Raw genomic sequence first — 18,661 nt, 5'->3', positions numbered from 1 at the left:
GGACGGAGTGGTGAACGGGGTGGCCGGCGGGTCCATCCGGGTGGGCAGGGTGGCAAGAAGGGTGCAGACAGGGGAGCTCCAGCTCTACGGGGCGGGGATAGCCCTGGGCCTCCTGGCCCTGTTTGCGGCCCTGTATATCTTCGGATGAAGGTGAGATGGAATTTCCTTATCTGAGCACCATCCTCTTCCTGCCCGCCCTGGGGGCGGTGGCGGTGGCCCTCTGGCCGGGCCTCTCCCCCCGCACCATCAAGCGCATATCTTTCTTCTTCACCGCCCTGCCCCTCCTTATCTCCCTCTACCTGTTCCTCCAGTTTGACCGGGATGGGGGATTCCAGTTTCAGGAGAGGTATAACTGGATAAAGGCCATCAACGCCTTCTATTACCTGGGGGTGGATGGGCTGAGCCTGCCGATGGTCCTCCTTGCCACCACCCTGGGCTTCCTGGCGGTGCTGGTCTCCTGGAAGATTGAGCTGCGGCCCAGGGAATACTTCGCCTGGCTCCTCCTCCTGGAGACGGGCATCCTGGGGGTGTTCATGTCCCAGGACCTCCTCCTCTTCTTCCTCTTCTGGGAGGTGGAGCTTATCCCCATGTATATGCTCATCTCCATCTGGGGGACGGGGAGGAAGGAGTACTCCGCCGTCAAGTTCGTTATCTACACCCTCTTCGGCTCCGCCTTCATGCTGGCGGGCATCCTGGCCCTCTATTTCGCCACAGGCACCTTTGACCTCACCGAACTGACGGGGATGAGGCTGGAGGGGCTGAGGGCGGTCCTGCCCCTGAGCGCTATCTTCTGGTTCATCTTCCTGGCCTTCGCTATAAAGCTGCCGATGTTCCCCTTCCATACCTGGCTCCCCGATGCCCACACCGATGCCCCCACCGCGGTGAGCGTCATCCTGGCCGGGGTGCTGCTGAAGATGGGGGGCTACGGCATGCTCCGCATAAGCCTGGGCCTCTTCCCTGAGCAGGCCCAGAGGTTTGCTCCCCTCCTGGTGGCCCTGGCGGTGGTGAACGTGCTCTACGGGGCCGCGGTGACCTTCAGGCAGCGGGACCTGAAGAGGCTCATCGCCTACTCCTCCATCAGCCACATGGGCTATGTGCTTTTGGGAATCTTCGCCCTGAGCCAGGTGAGCCTGGTGGGGGCCACCCTGCAGATGGTGAGCCACGGCCTTATCACCGGGCTCCTCTTTGCCCTGGTGGGGCTGGTCTATGAGAAGGCCCACGAGAGGAGCCTTGACCGCCTGGGGGGCCTGGCCCGGCAGATGCCCTTCCTGACGGTGGCCTTTACCCTGGCCGGCCTGGCGGCCCTGGGCCTGCCCGGCACCAGCGGCTTCGCCGCCGAGTTCCTGGTCTTTTTGGGCAGCTTTACCAGCGGGGCCTTCTCACTGCTCAGGCCCCTCACCATCCTGGCTGCCGTGGGGATAGTGCTCACTGCCGGGTATATCCTTCTGCTCCTGCGCCGGGTGTTCTATGACCCGCCCCTGGAGAAGTACGCACATGCCGTAGATGCCAGCCCCCTGGAGATGGCCTGTGTTGCTATCTTTGCAGTGATGATAATGCTCCTGGGGCTCTACCCTGCTATCATCACCGATATTATCCAGGTTGGGGTGGGCCCCCTGGCGTTGCTGCGATGACGGAGGTCCTGCTATCAGTAGGGGCGGTTATTGAGGACGAGAAGGGAAAGGTGTTGCTAGTGAAGCATGCCCCGGGACGCGGGGGCTTCTGGCAGGGCAAATGGGTGTGCCCGGGGGGAAGTCTTGAACTGGGGGAGGGGATTGAGGAAGGCGTGAAACGGGAGGTAAAAGAAGAAACGGGCCTGGAGATAGAACTGCTCAGGCCCCTGGTGCCCCTGGAGAGGATAGTCAACGGGAACGGCAGGGTGGAGCTCCATGTGATATATCTGGACTTTCTGGCCCGGCCCCTGGGGGGGAAGATGAAGCCGGGAGGGGATATGGGGGAGTGCCTCTGGGTGGAGAAGCGGGAGTTCCCCCAGCTCTGGCCTCAGGTCCATGAGGACACCAAGAAGCTTCTCTATCTGGCGGGGGTGGTGAGGAGATGAACTGGGCCCTGGCGCTCCCCGAGTTCTCCCTGGCCGGCGCGGCCCTGGTCCTTATCGCCCTGGACCTCCTGGGGCTGAGGCGGGGCATCCTGGTGGGGGTGAGCGTGGGGGGCCTTCTCCTTTCTATGGCCCTGGGAGGGGCTTTGTGGGGCGAGGCGGGGGCCACCGCTTTCAGCGGAATGCTGGTGGTGGACCAGTTCGCCCTCTTCTTCAAGCTCTTCTTTCCAGCGGTGGCCATCCTGGTGGTCCTGGCCTCGGCGGACTATGTGGGCCACTTCCCCCGCTTCCAGGGGGAATACTACGCCCTCATCCTCCTCTCCACCCTGGGCATGATGTTCATGGCAGGCACCGGGGAGCTCGTCTCCATCTACATTTCCCTGGAGCTCACCGCCGTCTCGCTCTATGTCCTGGCGGGCTTCCTCAAAGACGAGCGCTCCAGCGAGGCGGGGCTCAAGTACCTGCTCCTGGGGGCCATAGCCTCGGCGGTGCTGTTATATGGTATGGCCCTGGTCTTCGGGCTTACAGGCAAGACCGGTCTTCTGGAGGTGGCCGGGGCCCTGAGAGGGGCAGAGGCCAGCCCGGCCCTTTACCTGGGGGTGGTGCTCCTGGTGGCGGGGCTGGGCTTCAAGATAGCCAGTGTCCCTTTCCAGATGTGGGTCCCCGATGTGTATGAGGGTGCCCCCACCCCCATCACCGCCTATCTATCCGTGGCCAGCAAGGCGGCGGGCTTTGCCCTGGTGCTGAGGCTCTTTTCCAGCGCCTTCGGCGCCCCCTCCTGGCTGGCGCAGGACTGGGGGATGCTCTTCGCCGTGCTGGCGGCCATCACCATGACGGTAGGGAATTTCTTAGCCCTGGTTCAGACCAATATCAATCGCCTCCTGGGGTATTCCAGCATCGCCCATGCCGGCTACATCATGATGGGCCTGGCGGCCGTGGGGTTGGGCGGGGAGGCCCTGGGCAAGAGCGGTGTCCTCTTTTATCTTTTGGCCTACGGTGTGACAAACCTGGCGGCCTTCATCGCGGTCATCGCTATCTCGGAGAGGGTGGGGAGCGACCTCATCGCCGGTTACTCCGGCATGGCCCGACGCTCCCCCGCACTGGCCCTGGCCCTGGCGGTGGGGCTGGTCTCCCTCATCGGCCTGCCCCCCACGGCGGGGTTTGTGGCCAAGGTCTATATCTTCAACTCCGCCCTCCAGCAGGGCCTGGCCTGGCTGGTTGTGATAGCCGTCCTCAACAGCGCGGTCTCGGCCTACTACTACCTGGGGGTGGTGAAGTCCATGTACCTGGGCCAGCCCTCCGCCGGGGGAGGGGTCTCCGCCTCCTGGCCGGTGAGCCTGGCCCTGGGGCTGTGCTCGGTGGGGGTGCTGGTCATGGGCATATTCCCCACGGCATTCCTACGCCTGGCCGAGGCCGCAATACGGATGCTCACCTCTTAAGCAGCACCCTTTCCTACAGGCCCTCTCGGTAGTATTATTGAGTTAGTGAAGAGAGTCGGCATCCTCTTTAACCCGCGGCTGGAGGAGGCTATCGGGCTGGCGCGGGAGCTCTCCCAGCTCCTGGAGAAGAACGGCGTTACCTCCTGGCTGTGCTCCGCCCGTGAGGAGGAGTTGGCGTGCCCCCAGGTCCCCGGCTCCGACCTCCTCCTCAGCCTGGGGGGGGACGGCACTCTCCTGCGGGCCGTCCGGGTGGCGGTGCCCCACACGGTCCCTGTCCTGGGGATAAACCTGGGCCGCCTGGGCTTTATGGCCGAGCTGGGGGTGGAGGAGGCCAGAAAGAAGCTCCCCGCACTTCTCCGGGGAGAGGGAAGGATAGAAGAGAGGGCCCTGCTGGAGGCCCGGCTCGCCGATGGCAAAGCAGGATTTGCCCTCAATGAGGTGGCGGTGGCCCGGGGTGGGGTCTGCCGGGCAATTTGCATCAGCGCCTGGGTGGACGGGGAGCCGCTGGGCACCTACCGGGCCGACGGCCTTATCGTGGCCACCGCCACGGGGAGCACCGCCTACGCCCTTTCGGTGGGGGGGCCCATCCTCTATCCCCAGTCCCTGGACCTGCTCCTCATCCCCATCTCCCCTCACCCCTGCCCCTCCGCTCCCCTTGTCCTTCCCCCAGATTCCCGGGTGGAGCTGGAGGTGCACACCGACCACCAGGCCATCGTTAGCCTGGACGGCCAGCGGGAAACGGCCCTCAAGAGCGGGGACCGGGTGGAGGTGAGGCGAAGCCAGCACCGGGCCCGCCTCCTCCGGACCCAGCCCCCCGGCCACTTCTACCGGAGGGTCATGGACCGCCTCACGGGAAAGGGATGAGATGCAGGTAGAAAAGGCCCGCATTGACGATGTCCCCGCTATCCACCGCCTGGTGAACTTCTTCGCCGACAGGGGGGAGATGCTCCACCGCCCCCTCTCCGAGGTCTATGAGAACCTGCGGGACTTCTTCGTCATCAGGAAGGATGAGGAGCTGGCGGCCTGCGTGGCCCTCCATATCTGCTGGTCAGACCTGGCAGAGATAAAGTCCCTGGCGGTGAGGGAGGAGGACCAGGACCAGGGTGTGGGCAAGACGCTGGCCGAGGCCTGTATTGAGGAGGCCAGGGGCCTGGGCATCGCCACCCTCTTCGCCCTCACCTATAAGCCCACCTTCTTTGAAAAGCTGGGCTTCAAGAGGGTGGATGTGCAGGAGCTCCCCCGCAAGGTATGGGGGGAGTGCCAGCGCTGCCCCAAGTTCCCCAACTGCGATGAAACGGCCCTCCTCCTCCCCCTCAAGCCCGTACGCTGGCTCAAGAAGAAAGAGAAGCGGGTTGCTTAAGCGGGAAAAGGCCCTCTCCAGCCGGAGAATATACCAGGGGAGGGCGCTGGGCCTGCGGGTGGACGAGGTGGAGATGCCCTCGGGCCGCCGCGCCACGAGGGAGGTGGTGGAGCACCCCGACGCCGTGGTGGTGGTCCCATTAGACGGCGAAGGCGGGGTCTATCTCGTCCGCCAGTACCGCCAGGCGGTGGACAAGCACCTCCTGGAGCTCCCCGCCGGCGGGGTGGAGCCGGGGGAGACCCCCGAGGCCTGCGTGGTGAGGGAGCTGAGAGAAGAGATAGGCATGAGGCCGGGGAAGATAGAGCGGGTGGGTGGCTTCTACTCCGCCCCCGGGTTCTGCACCGAGTACCTGTATCTGTTTCTGGCCAGAGACCTTAGGCCCGACCGCCTCCCCGCCGAGGACGCCGAGGTCATAGATGTGGTCCATGTTGCCCTGAAAGAAATCCCCCGCCTCATCGCCTCCGGCGAAATAGAGGACTCCAAGACCATAGCGGGGCTGCTGCTGGCGCTGTCTATCTTGCATGGTACAGGCTGAGCCTGCCACGAGGACCATGCAGCCGGTACTGCAACTATCTGTTCACGGGAGGATCATGGCATTAACCTCGGTTTGCCAGTGTGCGGCCGCTGGATACTGAAGCCAATCTGGCTAGAATACTTGTCTAACGCCTTATCATATGTATGAAATTCGGCAACCTGCATTTGTTTTGCTGTAGCAAGGTGAATAGCATCATGGGGTTTTAGGCTCCAACCTCTTGTGATGGCCATGCGGATTAGTTCCCGCGCCTGCCTGCTGATTGCATCGTGAAACTCAACAAGTTTGAGAGCACTTCGGTCTGCCCACATAGCGTCAATCTGTTTCTCCACGTCCGCGTCAAGAGCCTTCTTCTCCTGTTCGGTTTTTGCGAAAGCTACCTCCACCTGAGAGACTATCGATGTGTAAAGCTCAATGGTTCCTTTGTCGCTCGCGCTATCCGCAAGTAGGGCATCAAGCACTGCCAATCTGTCTTCGATGCCGTTAATATACGATAGGAAAACATCAGCATCCCAATAGATTCGCTCACGCTGACTAGGCATCTCGCAGTCGCCTGATGATTTCCTCTGGCAGGGCGCTGCCGGACCTCATGGGCGAGGCGCCTCTTGCTTTAAGGTAACTTCCGGGCTCTGCCTCCGGCAACACCACGATATTGGTTATGCGTCGTATGGCTACGGGACGACCTGTGCCAACCTCACGGCTTATCTCTCCCTCTACAATGGCGCTCTTTCCCCACACGTGACGCATGAGCTCTTCTCGTCCCTCTTGCAGATAGCAGGATATGGCACGGTCATTTAGCACATCGTAGAGTGTGAAACGAAGGCCTTTGCGTTTGGTGAGCGTCTCAACGCGGCCTTCTATGGATCCAAGAGAAACCTGCGTACGGGCCGTTGGGATGGCAGAAGGCCGCTCCACGATAGTGGCATCAGTATCTGGCGTCTCAAACCGGATGGAAGGGAGGCGATCGCTTAGCATCGTAGCAAGAGCGTAGGCTTCTCGGAGCACTGACTCTGAGAAATCGGGGCGTTCGTTTCTTTCCAAAGCCTTGCCGACGCTGCCATACGCGTCAACTACGCGTTCCACCTTCTCCAGCTGCTCGGCTTCACCACGGACTGTGGCTATTGCACTGCCCACTTGTAGGTCATGAACGATCCATACAATCTCATCGGATGTCCTAAACTCTTTGGAGAGAGACTCAACCAAAGCACGCAAGTGCCCTATTGCATCGGCGAAGTCACCCAACCGCACATCGCCGGTGAGAGCCAGCGTCACCGTATCTCTAGCCATTGTTGGTCTCTAACCCAACTGAATTATGCTTGTGCTCCTGTGGCTTGTCAATGCTATGCTAACCCTGCCTCCGGTATTTCTCTCTGCCTTTCAGGTATAAGTCCCCGCCGTGGGCGTCGTTGATGACGATGGCGGGGAGGTCTTTGACCTCAAGTTTGCGGATGGCCTCGGGGCCCAGGTCAGCATAGGCCACCACCTCGGCTTTGAGGATTCTCTGGGAGAGCAGGGCCCCCGCCCCGCCCGTGGCAGCGAGATAGACCGCTTTATGCTGCTTTAGGGCCTCCTTCACTTTCTCGGAGCGGGGGCCTTTGGCTATCGTGCCCTTGAGCCCCTCCTGGAGGAGGCGGGGGGTGTACCTGTCCATCCTGTAGGCGGAGGTGGGGCCGGCAGAGCCGATTACTTTGCCCGGGGGGGCGGGGGAGGGGCCTACATAGTAGAGGACCTGCCCCTTCAGGTCTATGGGCAGCTTCTCCCCCCTTTCCAGGGCCTCCACCAGGCGCTTGTGGGCGGCGTCCCGGGCGGTGTAGAGGACCCCCGTCAGCAGCACCCGGTCCCCGGCTTTCAGCCGGACGATGTCCTGTTCCTTCAGGGGAAGGCTGAGGGATATAGCTTTCTCTACCATAGCTTGAACCTCCCGAGAAGGGCCTTGCGTTTGAGGGCCTGGATGGCGCGGGCCGGGTTTATCTTCTTGGGGCAGACCTCCACGCAGTTAAAGACTGTATGACAGCGCCAGACCCCCTCCTCCCGGTCAACGAGCCTGAGGCCCTCCCTCCCGCCCTCGTCCCGGCTGTCGGCGGCGAAGCGGTAGGCCTGGAGCAGGGCGGCGGGGCCCAGGTAGCTGGGGCCCTGGCGGACTGTGGGGCAGGAGGCGTAGCAGGCCCCGCACCAGACGCAGTCGGCCACCTCGTCCAGAAGACGGCGCTCCCGGGGGGCCTGGAGGAGCTCCCTTTCCGGCGGGGGCGTCCTCCGGATGAGGTAGGGCATGATTTCCTCAAACCTCTGGTAGAAGGGCCCCATCTCCACCACCAGGTCCTTGATTACCGGGAGGTGGGGGAGGGGGGCCACCAGGACCTCACCCCGGAGGTCCTTCAGCTGGGTCTGACAGGCCAGGCGGGGCCGTCCCTGGACCGACATGGCGCAGGAGCCGCAGACCGCCCCCCGGCAGGAGTAGCGGAAGGCCAGGGAGGGGTCCTGGCGCTCGGCAATTTCCGTCAGGGCCTCCAGCAGGCTCATCCCCGGCATTGCCTCCACCGGAAAGCGGTCATAGCGGGGGGGCCTGCCCGCCTCGGGGTCAAAGCGGAAGACGTTGAGGGTCAGTATTTTCTCACCTCGGGCGGCCACCGGGTGATGGCGACATCTCTGGGCTCAAAGCGGGGGCCTTCGGGGGTCAAGTGGGCCAGGGTGTGGTGGAGAAAGCGGGCGTCGTCCCTCTGGGGGAAGTCCAGGCGGAAATGGGAGCCCCGGCTCTCCTCCCTTCGGAGGGCACCCCCGGCGATGGCCTCGGCCACCAGGAGCTGGCCGGGGAGCTCCCAGCAGCGCAGGAGGTCCTGGTTGAAGAATTGCCCCCCGTGGGCGGGGCGGAGGCGGCGGGCGCGTTCCCCTAGCTCCTGGAGGCGGGCGACGGCCCCCTCGAGCCCCTCCTTCTCCCGGAAGATGCCCACTCCTTCCCACATGGCCCGGCGCATCTCCTCCCGGATTGAGGCGGGGTCCTCGTTGCCGTTGCTCCTCTTGAATCCCTCTATCATGGTCCGGGCCTCTTCCAGGGCCTTCTTGAGTGGCTCCTCGCTGGAAGTGGAGGCGCCGGCCCTGGCCAGCTCCGCGGCTCTCCTTCCTGCCCTCTGGCCGAAGACCACCGTCTCCAGTAGGGAGTTGCCCCCCAGGCGGTTGGCCCCGTGAACGGAGACGCAGGCGCACTCCCCGCAGGCCAGGAGGCCGGGGAGGCGGCTCTCCCCCCAGGTATTGCAGTCTATTCCGCCCATGGTGTAGTGCTGGGCAGGCTCAACGGGGATAGGCTCCTCAATGGGGTCCACCCCGGCGAAACTGATGGCCAGCTCCCGGATGCCGGGGAGGCGCTCCAGAATCCTCTCCGCCCCCAGGTGGCGCAGGTCCAGGAGGACATAGGCCCCGTCAAAGCCCCTCCCCTCCTTTAGCTCGGTGATGACGGAGCGGGCGACGATGTCCCTGGGGGCCAGCTCCATGAACCTGGGGGCATACCTCTGCATGAAGCGCTCCCCCTGGTTATTGAGCAGGTATCCCCTCTCCCCCCGGGCGGCCTCGGAGATGAGGATGTTGGAGCCGTAGAGGCTGGTGGGGTGGAACTGGATGAACTCCATGTCCTTCAAGGGTGCCCCCGCCGTGTAGGCCAGGGCCAGACCATGGCCGGTGTTGATGAGGGCGTTGGTGGACTTCCGATAGAGCCTCCCCGCCCCGCCCGTGGCCATGACTACCGCCCCGGCGGAGAAGGTTTCTATCTCCCCGCTGGGGAGATGCAGGGCTACCACCCCCTGCACCTGCCCCTGGGCCACCACCAGGGAGAGGGCTGTCCACTCAATATAGACCTGAACCCGGTATTTCAGGGCCTGCTGGTAGAGGGTATGGAGGAGGTAATGGCCCGTCCTGTCGGCGGCGTAGCAGGTGCGGGGGAAGGCGCCCCCGCCAAAGGGGCGCTGGGCTATCTTCCCCTGGGGGGTGCGGGAGAAGGGGGCACCCCAGTGCTCCAGTTCAAAGATGCGCTCCGTCGCCTCCCTGGTCATGGCCTCCACCGCATCCTGGTCGGCCAGGAAATCGCTGCCCACCACGGTCTCGTAGGCGTGCCTTTCCGGGGTGTCATCCTTCCCCTCCTCGGAATTGCCCAGGGGGGCGTTGACCCCCCCCTGGGCGGCCCCGGAGTGGGAGCGGAGGGGGTGGACCAGTGAAAGGACAGCGGCCTCCACCCCCTGGAAGCGGGCCTCCAGGGCGGCCCTCAGCCCGGCCAGGCCTCCCCCCACTACCAGGACGGGATGATAGGGCATCTTCTATCCGAAGAGGAAAAAGAAGAGGGTGCTGGAGCCATAGGCAAAGCCGGCCAGCCCTATCATCAGGGCAAGCCAGGTCACCACCGCTTGGGCCCCTGGCCCCGGCCCGTAGTCCAGGGCAATCCCCCTCAGGCCGTAGAGGGCATGGTAGAGGGCCGCCGCCAGCAGGACGATGTAGAGGAAGAAGAAGCCCCCCTCCCCCAGGCGCTGGGACACCCTCTCCAGGGTAATCCTCTGCCCCACCACGGTAAGGTGGGAGAACCAGAGGTGGGCGGAAAGGAAGCCCACCACCAGGACGGCGGTTATCCTCTGCCCCGCCCAGGCCCATGCCGGACCGCTCCTCATGCCAGGGGCCTCCCCAGGATATAGGGGGTCACCCCGGAGGCAAAGAAGGCAAAGAGGACCACCCCGAGGGCCATGAGGCCCCAGAAGAGTCCCTTCTGCCGCTCAATACCTATCCCCAGGTCAAAGAGGATGATGCGGAAGCCGTTGAGGGCGTGGAAGAGGATGGCGGCCATCAGCAGGAGCTCCGCCAGGAGGAAGGGGGGGCTCTGGAAGAGCCTCATGATGGACTCAAAGGGACCTCCCCAGCTGGCAAAAGAGATAACTATGATATGGGCCAGGCCGTAGGTGGCGATGGTGACCCCGGCTATGCGGTGCAGGCTGAAGGCCCAGGCCCCCACCGCATAGCGGGCGGGCCAGAGGGCAGGGCGGTAGCGGGGCTGGTACATCTAGAGCTCCGCCTTCTTACAGCGGTTGGCGTGGCACTGGAGGTTGACGGCCACGGGGAGCTGGGTGATGTGGGTGGGGAAGGTCTCCACATGTACCGCCAGGGCGGTAACCGTCCCGCCGAAGCCCTCGGGCCCGATGCCCAGGGCGTTGAGCTTCTCTAGAAGCTCCTTCTCCAGCCCTGCCACCTCGGGGTCGGGGCTGGGCTGGCCCACGGGGCGGAGGAGTGCCTTCTTGGCCAGGAGCATGGCCTTCTCCGAGGTGCCACCTATTCCCACCCCCACGATGACGGGGGGGCAGGGGTTGGAGCCCGCCTCCTCCACCGCCATGAGGACAAAATCTATCAGCCCCTCCCGGCCCGCCCCCGGCTCCAGCATGGCCAGCCGGCTCATGTTCTCCGCCCCGCCCCCCTTGGGCAGGACCCATATCTTGACCCTGTCCCCGGGCACCAGTTCCACATGGAGGATGGCAGGGGTGTTATCCCCGGTGTTGAGGCGGGCGGAGAAGGGCCTCTGGACGATGGAGGAACGCAGATAGCCCTCTTTGTAGCCCTGTCTCACCCCCTCATCCACCGCCCGGCCCAGGTCCCCCTTTATATGGACGTCCTGGCCGATTTCCATGAAGACCACGACGGTCCCGCAGTCCTGACAGAGGGGCAGTTTATCGCTTGCGGCCAGCCCGGCGTTCTCCAGGAGCTGGCCCAGCGTCTCCTTCCCCAGGGGGGACTGCTCATTCTTGTTGGCCCGCCGCAGGGCCTGGAGCATGTCCTCAGGCAGAAAGTAGTTTGCCTCCTGGCACAGGCGGGCGATGGTTTCTGAGATGAGGGAAGCGTCTATCTCCCTCATGGCTACCTGGGGAGGCCCCCCCTTTTCACCATGACATCCACCAGCTCCCTCACCTGGGCTGCGGAGCGCTCCAGGGCAGATTGTTCCTGGGGGGTGAGCTCTATCTCCACAATCTGCTCAATGCCCTCCTTGCCCAGCTTTACCGGGACGCCCAGGGAGACATCTTTGATGCCGTATTCCCCGTCAAGATAGGTGGAGCAGGGGAGGAGGCGTTTCTTGTCCAGCAGGACGGCCTCGGCCATCTGGAGGACCGCAGCAGCGGGGGCATAGTAGGCGCTGGTCTTGAGGAGGTCCACAATCTCCGCCCCCGCCTTTACGGTGCGTTCCACAATCCTGCTGAGTTTCTCGGGGAGCAGGAGCTGGGTTACAGGGATGCCGCCAACGCTGGCCAGGCGGGGGAGGGGGACCATGCTGTCCCCGTGGCCCCCCAGGACCAGGGCCTGGACATCCTCTACCGACATCCCCAGCTCCTGGGCCAGGAAGGTGCGGAAGCGGGCGGTATCCAGGATGCCCGACATCCCCACCACCCGCCCCCGGGGGAGGCCGCTGAGCTTCAGGGCCAGATAGGCCATGGCATCCAGTGGGTTGCTGACCACGATGATGATGGGTCTGGGGGAGTATTTCATTGTTTCTTGGACGGCCCCCCGGACAATCTCCATATTTGTCAGGACCAGGTCATCCCGGCTCATCCCCGGCCGGCGGGGGGCACCGGCGGTTATTATCACCAGGTCCGAGCCCCTGGTCTCCTCATAGCTGTTGGAGCCCACCAGGCGGGCATCGGAGGGGAGGAGGGGGCCGGACTGGAGCATATCCAGTGCCTTGCCCTGGGGCACCCCGGGGACGATGTCCACCAGCACCACATCGGCATAGCCCCTCTCGGCGAGCCTCTGGGCACAGGTGGCCCCCACATTCCCCGCCCCGATGACGCTAATCTTCCTGCGCAACTTCAGACCTCTCTGGTGAGAGCCTCCAGCACGGCTTCGGCCACCTCGGTGGTGGATGCGGGGTTGCCCCCCTGTCCCCGCTTCAGGTCGTAGGTCACCTTCTTCCCCTCCTGGATGACCCGGGCTATGGCCCCTTCCAGCCTGTCCGCGGCCTTCTTTTCCCCCAGGTGGCGGAGCATGAGTACCCCGGATAGCATCATGGCCATGGGGTTGATGCGGTTCATCCCGGCGTACTTGGGGGCGGAGCCGTGGGTTGGCTCAAAAACAGCAAAGCCGTCCCCGATGTTGGCCCCCGGGGCCAGCCCCAGCCCCCCGATGAGGCCGGCACAGAGCTCCGAGACGAAGTCGCCGTAGAGGTTGGGGAGGACCAGCACATCAAACCTCTCCGGGCGGCGCACCAGTTGCATGCAGAGGGTGTCCACGATGAAATCCTCAAACTCTATGTCCGTGTATCCCCGGGCAACCTCCCGGGCCACCGAGAGGAAGAGACCATCGGAGTATTTCAGGATATTGGCCTTGTGCACGGCCGTTACCTTGCGCCGGCCGTGCTTCCTGGCGTAGTCGAAGGCGAACTGGATGATGCGGCGGGTGCCCCTCTCCGTGATAACCTTGAGGGAAACGCCTGTGTCCTCTCCCAGCTTCTGTCCAGCGGTCTCCGCCACCAGGGCGAGGAGCCTCTCCTGGGCGGGGGTGCCCCTTTCAAACTCTATGCCTATGTAGAGGTCCTCGGTGTTCTCCCGGACCACTACAATGTCCACCTGTTCATAGCGGGAGGGGACGCCAGGATAGAGCTTGCAGGGGCGCAGGCAGGCATAGAGGTCCAGGGACTTCCTCAGGGCCACATTTACGCTACGGAAGCCGTAGCCCACCGGGGTGGTGATAGGCCCCTTGAGGGCCACCTGGTTCCTCCGGACGGACTCCAGGAGGTAGTCGGGGAGGGGTGTGCCGTAGAGGTCCTGGGCGGCATCCCCGGCCACCGCCGTGTCCCAGTCAAACTTGACCCCGGTGGCCTCCAGGACCCTCCTGGCGGCGGCTGTTACCTCGGGCCCCACTCCATCCCCGGGGATAAAGGTAATGCGATGGCTCATGTCTTAGCCTCCAGGCAGTTCCAGGTTCTTATATTTCTGGATGAAGGGCACCAGCCCTCCCTCTTCCAGTATCTTCAGCATCACCGGCGGAATCCTGCCAAAGCCCAACTCAATGCCTTTGGCGAGGTCTTTCACCTGGCCGGTTGCCCAGTCTACCTCTAGCTCGTCCCCTTCGTCAATGGCGTCGGTATTGGTGATGAGGACGGGCAGGCCCACGTTGATGGCGTTACGGAAGAATATGCGGGCGCAGGACTTGGCCAGGACGGCCTTTATCCCGGCAACCTTCAGGACAATAGCGGCATGCTCCCGGCTGGAGCCCAGGCCGAAGTTCTTGCCCGCTACCAGGAAGTCCCCCGGATTCACCTTCTGGGCAAAGGAGGGATAGGTGTCCTCCAGGGCATGTTTGGCCAGCTCCGGCAAATTTGAGCGGAGGTGGGCGAAGCGCCCGGGGATGATGTGGTCGGTGGAGATATCGTCGCCTACTCTAAGAGTTTTTCTCATCACAGGAACTCCCTGGGGTCGGAAATCTCCCCTTTAATGGCGGTGGCGGCGGCGGTAGCGGGGCTGGCCAGGTAGATGAAGGCCTGGGGGTTGCCCATCCGTCCCTGGAAGTTGCGGTTGGCGGTGGAAAGGCAGTTTTCCCCGTCCCCCAGCACCCCCATGTGCACCCCCAGGCAGGGCCCGCAGCCGGGGGCGACCAGCATGGCCCCGGCCTCGGCCAGGGCCTGGAGATAGCCCCGTTTCATGGCCTCCAGGAATATCCCCCGGGAGGCGGGGGCCACGATGAGGCGGGAGCGGGCCTTCTTCCCGGCCAGGAGCCTGGCGGCTATTTCCAGGTCCTCCAGCCGGCCGTTGGTGCAGGTGCCGATAAAGACCTGGTGAATGGGGGTTCCCTTTACTTCTTCCACGGGCACAGCATTATCAACCCGGTGTGGCCTGGCTACCATAGGCTCCAGCCGGGACAGGGCCACCTCCAGGCTGTTTACATAATGGGCATCGGGGTCGGGGGAAAGGGGGTGGGAGTCCTTCTCCCGCCCCCGTGCCCGGAGGTAGCTGTGGGTGGTCTCATCGGAGGGGAAGAGGCCCACCTTAGCCCCCGCCTCCACCGCCATATTGGCCACGGCAAAGCGGTCGGCCATGGAAAGGCCCTTCAACCCCTGCCCCATAAACTCCAGGGACTGGTAGGTGGCCCCATCGGCCCCAATCCTTGAGATGATATAGAGAATCAGGTCCTTGGCGAAGACGCCGCGGGAAAAGGAGCCATTCAGCGCAATCTGGAAGCCCTCGGGGACCCGGAGCCAGGTCCTGCCCAGGGCCATGGCCACGGCTATATCGGAGGAGCCCATGCCGGTGGCGAAGGCCCCCAGGCCCCCCGCCGTTACGGTGTGGGAGTCAGCCCCCACGATGACCTCCCCCGGCGAGGCATAGTCCTCCACCACCCGCTGGTGGCAGATGCCCTCCCCCACCTCCGAGATGACCGCCCCGGTCCTCCGGGCAAACTCCCTGAGGAGGCGGTGGTCGTTGGCCAGCTCCTTGGAGGGGGAGGGGGCCGCGTGGTCCAGGAAGAACACCGTCCGGGAGGGGCTGGCCAGCTTCCCCAGGCCCAGGGCCTCAAACTGCCTCACCGTCAGTGGGCCGGTGGTATCCTGGGCAAAGACCAGGTCCACCGGGCTTATAATGATATCCCCAGCCCGACAGGGGGCCTTGGCCCTGGCGCTCAGTATCTTCTCGGCCAGCGTCATGCCCATTGCCTATTCACCCGTAATAACGGCCAGGATATCCCCCTTGGCGCTCTTGTCCCCGGGCTTGCAGTTGACGGCTTTGACCACCCCGGAGCTGGGGGTGGAGAGGACAATCTGCATCTTCATGGCCTCAAAGACCACCACCCCGTCCCCTTCTTTTATCTTGTCCCCCACCTTCACCTCGTAGTGGATGACAATGCCGGGCATGGGGGCAACAATGACCACATCCTTTTGGGCGACCGCCGGGGCCTCCTTTGACGCGGGGGCCTCCGCTCTTGCTGCAGGGGCCTCCGCCTTTACTGGGGGAGGGGTGGCCGGGGCCGGGGTGGGGGAAGCGCTCCCGGCCGGAGCTACCTCCACCCGGAAGTATTCATCGCCGATATAGACATGGAAGGGCCGCAGGCCGGGCGCCCTGGCCGGGGGCTTCTCCGTCGCCTTGACCGGGGGAGCCTCCGGGGGCTTTTCCCTGCCAATGGCCTTGACCTCTTTAGGCATCTCCTCCAGGCCGTACTTCCAGCGCAGGAACCTCATCCCAGTGGTGGGGTAGAGGGCATAGGTCAGGGCGTCCTCCAGCTTGGTGGAGAGGTGCTTCACAGCCTCCCTGGCCTTCTCCATCTCCGGTTCCAGGGAATCGGCGGCCCGGGTGGTGATAGGGGTCTCCCCCCTGGGATAGCCCTTCAGGACCAGCTTCTGAACGTGGGGGTCTATGGGGGCGGGGGGGTGGCCGTAGAGGCCGTAGACGTAGTCCTTGACCTCCTGGGAGACCATCTTGTAGCGGCCAAAGAGGACATTCTGCACCGCCTGGATGCCCACAATCTGGCTGGTGGGGGTGACCAGGGGGGGATAGCCCAACTCCCTTCTCGTCCTCGGGAGCTCGGCATAGACCTCCTCCAGCCGGTCCAGTGCCCCTGCCTCCCTGAGCTGGGATACGAGGTTGCTTATCATGCCCCCCGGTATCTGGTGGGCGAGGACCTGGGTATCTATCACCGCCACCCGGGTGGTGTCCAGGAACTCCTTATAGTTGGGGAGGAGGGCCTCAAGCTCCTGGTCCAGCACCAGAAGGAGGGCCAGGTCCAGGCCCGTCTCCCTCTCCGAGCCCTCCAGGGCCACTACCAGGGGCTCCACCGCCGGCTGGGAGGAGCGCAGGGCCAGGGGGGCCAGGGCGGTATCCACTACGTCCACCCCGGCCTCGATGGCCTTGAGGTAGCTCATGGAGGCCATCCCCGAGGTATAGTGGGTATGGAGCTGGACCGGGATTTTCAGGGTCCCTTTCAGTGCCTTTACCAGCTCAAAGGCATCTTGGGGGGCAATGAGGCCGGCCATGTCCTTGATACAGAGGCTATCGGCCCCCATCTCCTGGAGGGTGAGGGCCTTCTTGACATAATAGTCAATGGTGTAGATGGGGCCGCCCAGGCGGCGCTCGGTGGTGGAATAGCAGAGGGCGGCCTGGGCGTGTTTGCCCACTGCCTTGACCGTCTTCATGGGGACTTCAAAGTTCCTCTCGTCGTTGAGGGCGTCAAAGATGCGGAAGATGTCAATGCCGCAGGAGGCGGCGGTCTCCACGAATGCCCGCACCACGTCATCGGGGTAGTTGCGGTATCCCACCAGGTTCTGGCCCCGGAGGAGCATCTGAAGGGGCGTCTTCTTGAAGATGCCCTTGAGCTTTCTTATCCTGTCCCAGGGGTCCTCCCCCAGGAAACGGGTGGCCACATCAAAGGTGGCCCCTCCCCATACCTCCACGGAGTGGAATCCCACCTGCTCTATCCCCTCCGCCAGATGCTTCATGTCATCGGTCCTCAGCCTGGTGGCCAGGGTGGACTGGTGGGCGTCGCGGAGGGTGGTATCCGTGATGCCGACATGGTTTTTCCTATGGCTTCGGACGCTCATATCTCTCCCTTCCCCGGCGTGCCCTGGGGTCCCGGTGGTGCTGTTCCCGCCTCCCCGAAATACGCCAGGGGCTGGGCCTGGCCACCCTCTCGGCTTCAAGATAAAGGCCAACGGCGGCGATGGCGGCGGCGAGAGCCTTCCTGTCCTTCACTTACAGCGGAATATTGCCGTGCTTCTTGGGCGGGTTTGTGTCCCGCTTGTTCTGGAGCATCTCCAGGGCCCGGATGAGCCTGGGGCGGGTGTCCCGGGGGTCAATGACATCGTCCACATAGCCCCGGGAGGCGGCCACATAGGGGGTGGCGAACTTGGCCTGGTACTCCTCCACCAGCTTCTTCCTGGTCTTATCGGGGTTTTCGGCTTTGGCGATGGTGTCCCGGAAGATGATGTTCACGGCCCCATCGGGCCCCATGACGGCTATCTCAGCGGTGGGCCAGACGTAGTTGATGTCCCCCCGCAGGTGCTTGCTGGACATAACTATATATGCCCCCCCGTAGGCCTTGCGGGTGATGACGGAGACCTTGGGCACAGTGGCCTCGGCATAGGCATAGATGAGCTTGGCCCCGTGGCGGATGATACCCCCGTGCTCCTGCTCCACCCCCGGCATGAACCCCGGCACATCGGCGAAGGTGACCAGGGGGATGTTGAAGGCATCGCAGAAGCGGACAAACCGGGCGGCCTTCACCGAGGCGTTGATATCAAGGACGCCGGCGGCGTGGGAGGGCTGCTGGGCCACAATCCCAACACTCCTCCCGTTCATCCGGGCAAAGCCCACAATGATATTGTCGGCAAAGCGCTGGTGGACCTCCAGGAAGTTCCCGCTGTCCACCACCTTGAGGATGATGTCCTTCATGTTATAGGCCTGGGCCGGGTCCTCGGGGACGGTGTGCAGGAGGGCCTCCTCCCGGCGGCCGGGGTCATCTGTGGGGGGTACGGAGGGGGGGTCTTCCATATTGTTCTGGGGAAAGAAGCTCAAAAGACGCCTTACCTCCTGGAGGCACTCCTGTTCGCTGTCATGGATGAAGTGTGCCACGCCGGACTTGGTGGCCTGGGCCACTGCCCCTCCCAGCTCCTCGTGGGTCACCTCCTCCCCGGTGACGGCCTTGATGACATCGGGCCCGGTGATATACATCTGCCCGGTTCCCCGGACCATGAAGATGAAATCGGTGATGGCCGGGGAATACACCGCCCCCCCGGCACAGGGCCCCAGGATGACTGATACCTGGGGGATAACCCCCGAGGCCAGGGTGTTCCGGAGGAAAATATCCCCGTATCCCTTGAGGCTGGCCACCCCCTCCTGGATGCGGGCACCCCCGGAGTCGTTGAGGCCGACAATGGGGGCACCGTTCTTCACAGCCAGGTCCATGACCTTGCATATCTTCTCGGAGACGACCTCGGAGAGGGAGCCGCCGAAGACGGTGAAGTCCTGGGCAAAGGCGAAGGCCGGGCGGCCGTTGATGAGGCCGTGGCCCGTTGCTACGGCATCACCCAGGTATTTCTGCTCGGCCAGGCCGAAGTCTGTGGCGCGGTGGGTGACAAAGGGGTCAAGCTCCTCAAAGGTGCCCTCGTCAAAGAGGAGGGCCAGCCTTTCCCTGGCGGTGAGCTTTCCTTTATCGTGCTGGGCCTCAACCCGCTTGGCGCCTCCCCCCAGCCTGGCCTGCTCCCGCAGCTTATTCAGGGCCTCTATCCTGTCCTGAATGCCCATCCCCTCTCCTGTGAAAACTTTTTCCTATCATAGCAGAGG

Annotated in this window: 21 protein-coding genes; 6 read left to right on the top strand and 15 right to left on the bottom strand. The window is 63.9% G+C overall.

The features are described 5' to 3' along the window. The first annotated feature begins 155 nt into the window (after positions 1–155). From KJ624_06070 to KJ624_06045, 6 genes are read left to right on the top strand one after another with little or no spacing between them, the layout of a single operon-like run. Positions 156–1,631 (top strand): NADH-quinone oxidoreductase subunit M, encoded by a 1,476-nt coding sequence (locus KJ624_06070; protein ID MBU2009381.1) that lies wholly within the window; start codon positions 156–158, stop codon positions 1,629–1,631. Beyond that, the gene (locus tag KJ624_06065; GenBank protein MBU2009380.1) at positions 1,628–2,056 is read left to right on the top strand and encodes an NUDIX domain-containing protein; all 429 of its coding nucleotides are present in this window, start codon (positions 1,628–1,630) and stop codon (positions 2,054–2,056) included. Before KJ624_06070 ends, KJ624_06065 begins: the two co-directional genes overlap by 4 nt. Further along, positions 2,053–3,492 carry an NADH-quinone oxidoreductase subunit N gene (locus KJ624_06060; protein MBU2009379.1) on the top strand — a complete coding sequence of 480 codons (1,440 nt, stop codon included), beginning with the start codon at positions 2,053–2,055 and terminating at the stop codon, positions 3,490–3,492. The genes KJ624_06065 and KJ624_06060 overlap by 4 nt, the downstream gene beginning before the upstream one ends. Before the next feature lie 45 nt (positions 3,493–3,537). Continuing rightward, positions 3,538–4,356 (top strand): NAD(+)/NADH kinase, encoded by an 819-nt coding sequence (locus KJ624_06055; GenBank protein ID MBU2009378.1) that lies wholly within the window; start codon positions 3,538–3,540, stop codon positions 4,354–4,356. 1 nt (position 4,357) lies between these two features. Continuing rightward, on the top strand, positions 4,358–4,852 hold the full coding sequence (locus KJ624_06050) for an N-acetyltransferase (GenBank protein ID MBU2009377.1): 495 nt from the start codon (positions 4,358–4,360) through the stop codon (positions 4,850–4,852). Then, positions 4,782–5,387, top strand: a complete 606-nt coding sequence (locus KJ624_06045; GenBank protein MBU2009376.1) for an NUDIX hydrolase — start codon at positions 4,782–4,784, stop codon at positions 5,385–5,387. The genes KJ624_06050 and KJ624_06045 overlap by 71 nt, the downstream gene beginning before the upstream one ends. Positions 5,388–5,440: 53 nt before the next feature. On the opposite strand, the gene KJ624_06040 is transcribed toward KJ624_06045, so the two are convergent. Genes KJ624_06040 through KJ624_05970 form a run of 15 tightly spaced genes read right to left on the bottom strand, consistent with a single transcriptional unit; the run spans position 5,441 to position 18,622 of the window. Continuing rightward, complete coding sequence (locus KJ624_06040) at positions 5,441–5,926, bottom strand: PIN domain-containing protein (protein MBU2009375.1); 486 nt, start codon at positions 5,924–5,926, stop codon at positions 5,441–5,443. After that, positions 5,919–6,671, bottom strand: coding sequence for a hypothetical protein (locus KJ624_06035; protein MBU2009374.1), 753 nt, complete (start codon positions 6,669–6,671; stop codon positions 5,919–5,921). Before KJ624_06035 ends, KJ624_06040 begins: the two co-directional genes overlap by 8 nt. Positions 6,672–6,729: 58 nt before the next feature. Further along, on the bottom strand, positions 6,730–7,293 hold the full coding sequence (locus KJ624_06030; protein MBU2009373.1) for a Fe-S-containing hydro-lyase: 564 nt from the start codon (positions 7,291–7,293) through the stop codon (positions 6,730–6,732). Beyond that, positions 7,287–7,988, bottom strand: a complete 702-nt coding sequence (locus KJ624_06025; protein ID MBU2009372.1) for a succinate dehydrogenase iron-sulfur subunit — start codon at positions 7,986–7,988, stop codon at positions 7,287–7,289. The genes KJ624_06030 and KJ624_06025 overlap by 7 nt, the downstream gene beginning before the upstream one ends. Next, positions 7,985–9,682 carry an FAD-binding protein gene (locus KJ624_06020; protein MBU2009371.1) on the bottom strand — a complete coding sequence of 566 codons (1,698 nt, stop codon included), beginning with the start codon at positions 9,680–9,682 and terminating at the stop codon, positions 7,985–7,987. Before KJ624_06020 ends, KJ624_06025 begins: the two co-directional genes overlap by 4 nt. Before the next feature lie 3 nt (positions 9,683–9,685). Continuing rightward, positions 9,686–10,030, bottom strand: a complete 345-nt coding sequence (locus tag KJ624_06015) for a hypothetical protein (protein MBU2009370.1) — start codon at positions 10,028–10,030, stop codon at positions 9,686–9,688. Beyond that, positions 10,027–10,416: a succinate dehydrogenase, cytochrome b556 subunit gene (gene sdhC, locus KJ624_06010; protein MBU2009369.1), complete on the bottom strand. Its 390-nt coding sequence runs from the start codon at positions 10,414–10,416 to the stop codon at positions 10,027–10,029. The genes KJ624_06015 and sdhC overlap by 4 nt, the downstream gene beginning before the upstream one ends. After that, complete coding sequence (locus KJ624_06005; GenBank protein MBU2009368.1) at positions 10,417–11,259, bottom strand: fumarate hydratase; 843 nt, start codon at positions 11,257–11,259, stop codon at positions 10,417–10,419. Between the two features lie 2 nt (positions 11,260–11,261). After that, positions 11,262–12,203, bottom strand: coding sequence for a malate dehydrogenase (gene mdh, locus KJ624_06000; GenBank protein ID MBU2009367.1), 942 nt, complete (start codon positions 12,201–12,203; stop codon positions 11,262–11,264). A 2-nt stretch (positions 12,204–12,205) separates the two neighbouring features. Then, positions 12,206–13,291 carry an isocitrate/isopropylmalate dehydrogenase family protein gene (locus tag KJ624_05995; GenBank protein MBU2009366.1) on the bottom strand — a complete coding sequence of 362 codons (1,086 nt, stop codon included), beginning with the start codon at positions 13,289–13,291 and terminating at the stop codon, positions 12,206–12,208. Positions 13,292–13,294: 3 nt separating this feature from the next. Beyond that, a complete protein-coding gene (locus KJ624_05990; protein ID MBU2009365.1) occupies positions 13,295–13,792 on the bottom strand; it encodes a 3-isopropylmalate dehydratase small subunit in 498 nt (165 codons plus the stop codon). Continuing rightward, positions 13,792–15,039 carry a 3-isopropylmalate dehydratase large subunit gene (locus KJ624_05985; protein MBU2009364.1) on the bottom strand — a complete coding sequence of 416 codons (1,248 nt, stop codon included), beginning with the start codon at positions 15,037–15,039 and terminating at the stop codon, positions 13,792–13,794. The genes KJ624_05990 and KJ624_05985 overlap by 1 nt, the downstream gene beginning before the upstream one ends. Before the next feature lie 3 nt (positions 15,040–15,042). After that, positions 15,043–16,920 carry a pyruvate carboxylase subunit B gene (locus KJ624_05980; protein MBU2009363.1) on the bottom strand — a complete coding sequence of 626 codons (1,878 nt, stop codon included), beginning with the start codon at positions 16,918–16,920 and terminating at the stop codon, positions 15,043–15,045. Continuing rightward, positions 16,901–17,071 (bottom strand): hypothetical protein, encoded by a 171-nt coding sequence (locus KJ624_05975; GenBank protein ID MBU2009362.1) that lies wholly within the window; start codon positions 17,069–17,071, stop codon positions 16,901–16,903. The genes KJ624_05980 and KJ624_05975 overlap by 20 nt, the downstream gene beginning before the upstream one ends. Next, positions 17,072–18,622, bottom strand: coding sequence for a methylmalonyl-CoA carboxyltransferase (locus KJ624_05970; protein MBU2009361.1), 1,551 nt, complete (start codon positions 18,620–18,622; stop codon positions 17,072–17,074). It lies immediately after the preceding gene. Between the last annotated feature and the right edge of the window lie 39 nt (positions 18,623–18,661).

Source organism: Chloroflexota bacterium, from assembly GCA_018825785.1.
In the GTDB taxonomy this organism is placed as follows: Bacteria; Chloroflexota; Dehalococcoidia; order JACVQG01; family JAHKAY01; genus JAHKAY01.
Note: the sequence above shows the minus strand (reverse complement) of the source record. Positions and strands in the feature narration are given on the sequence as shown.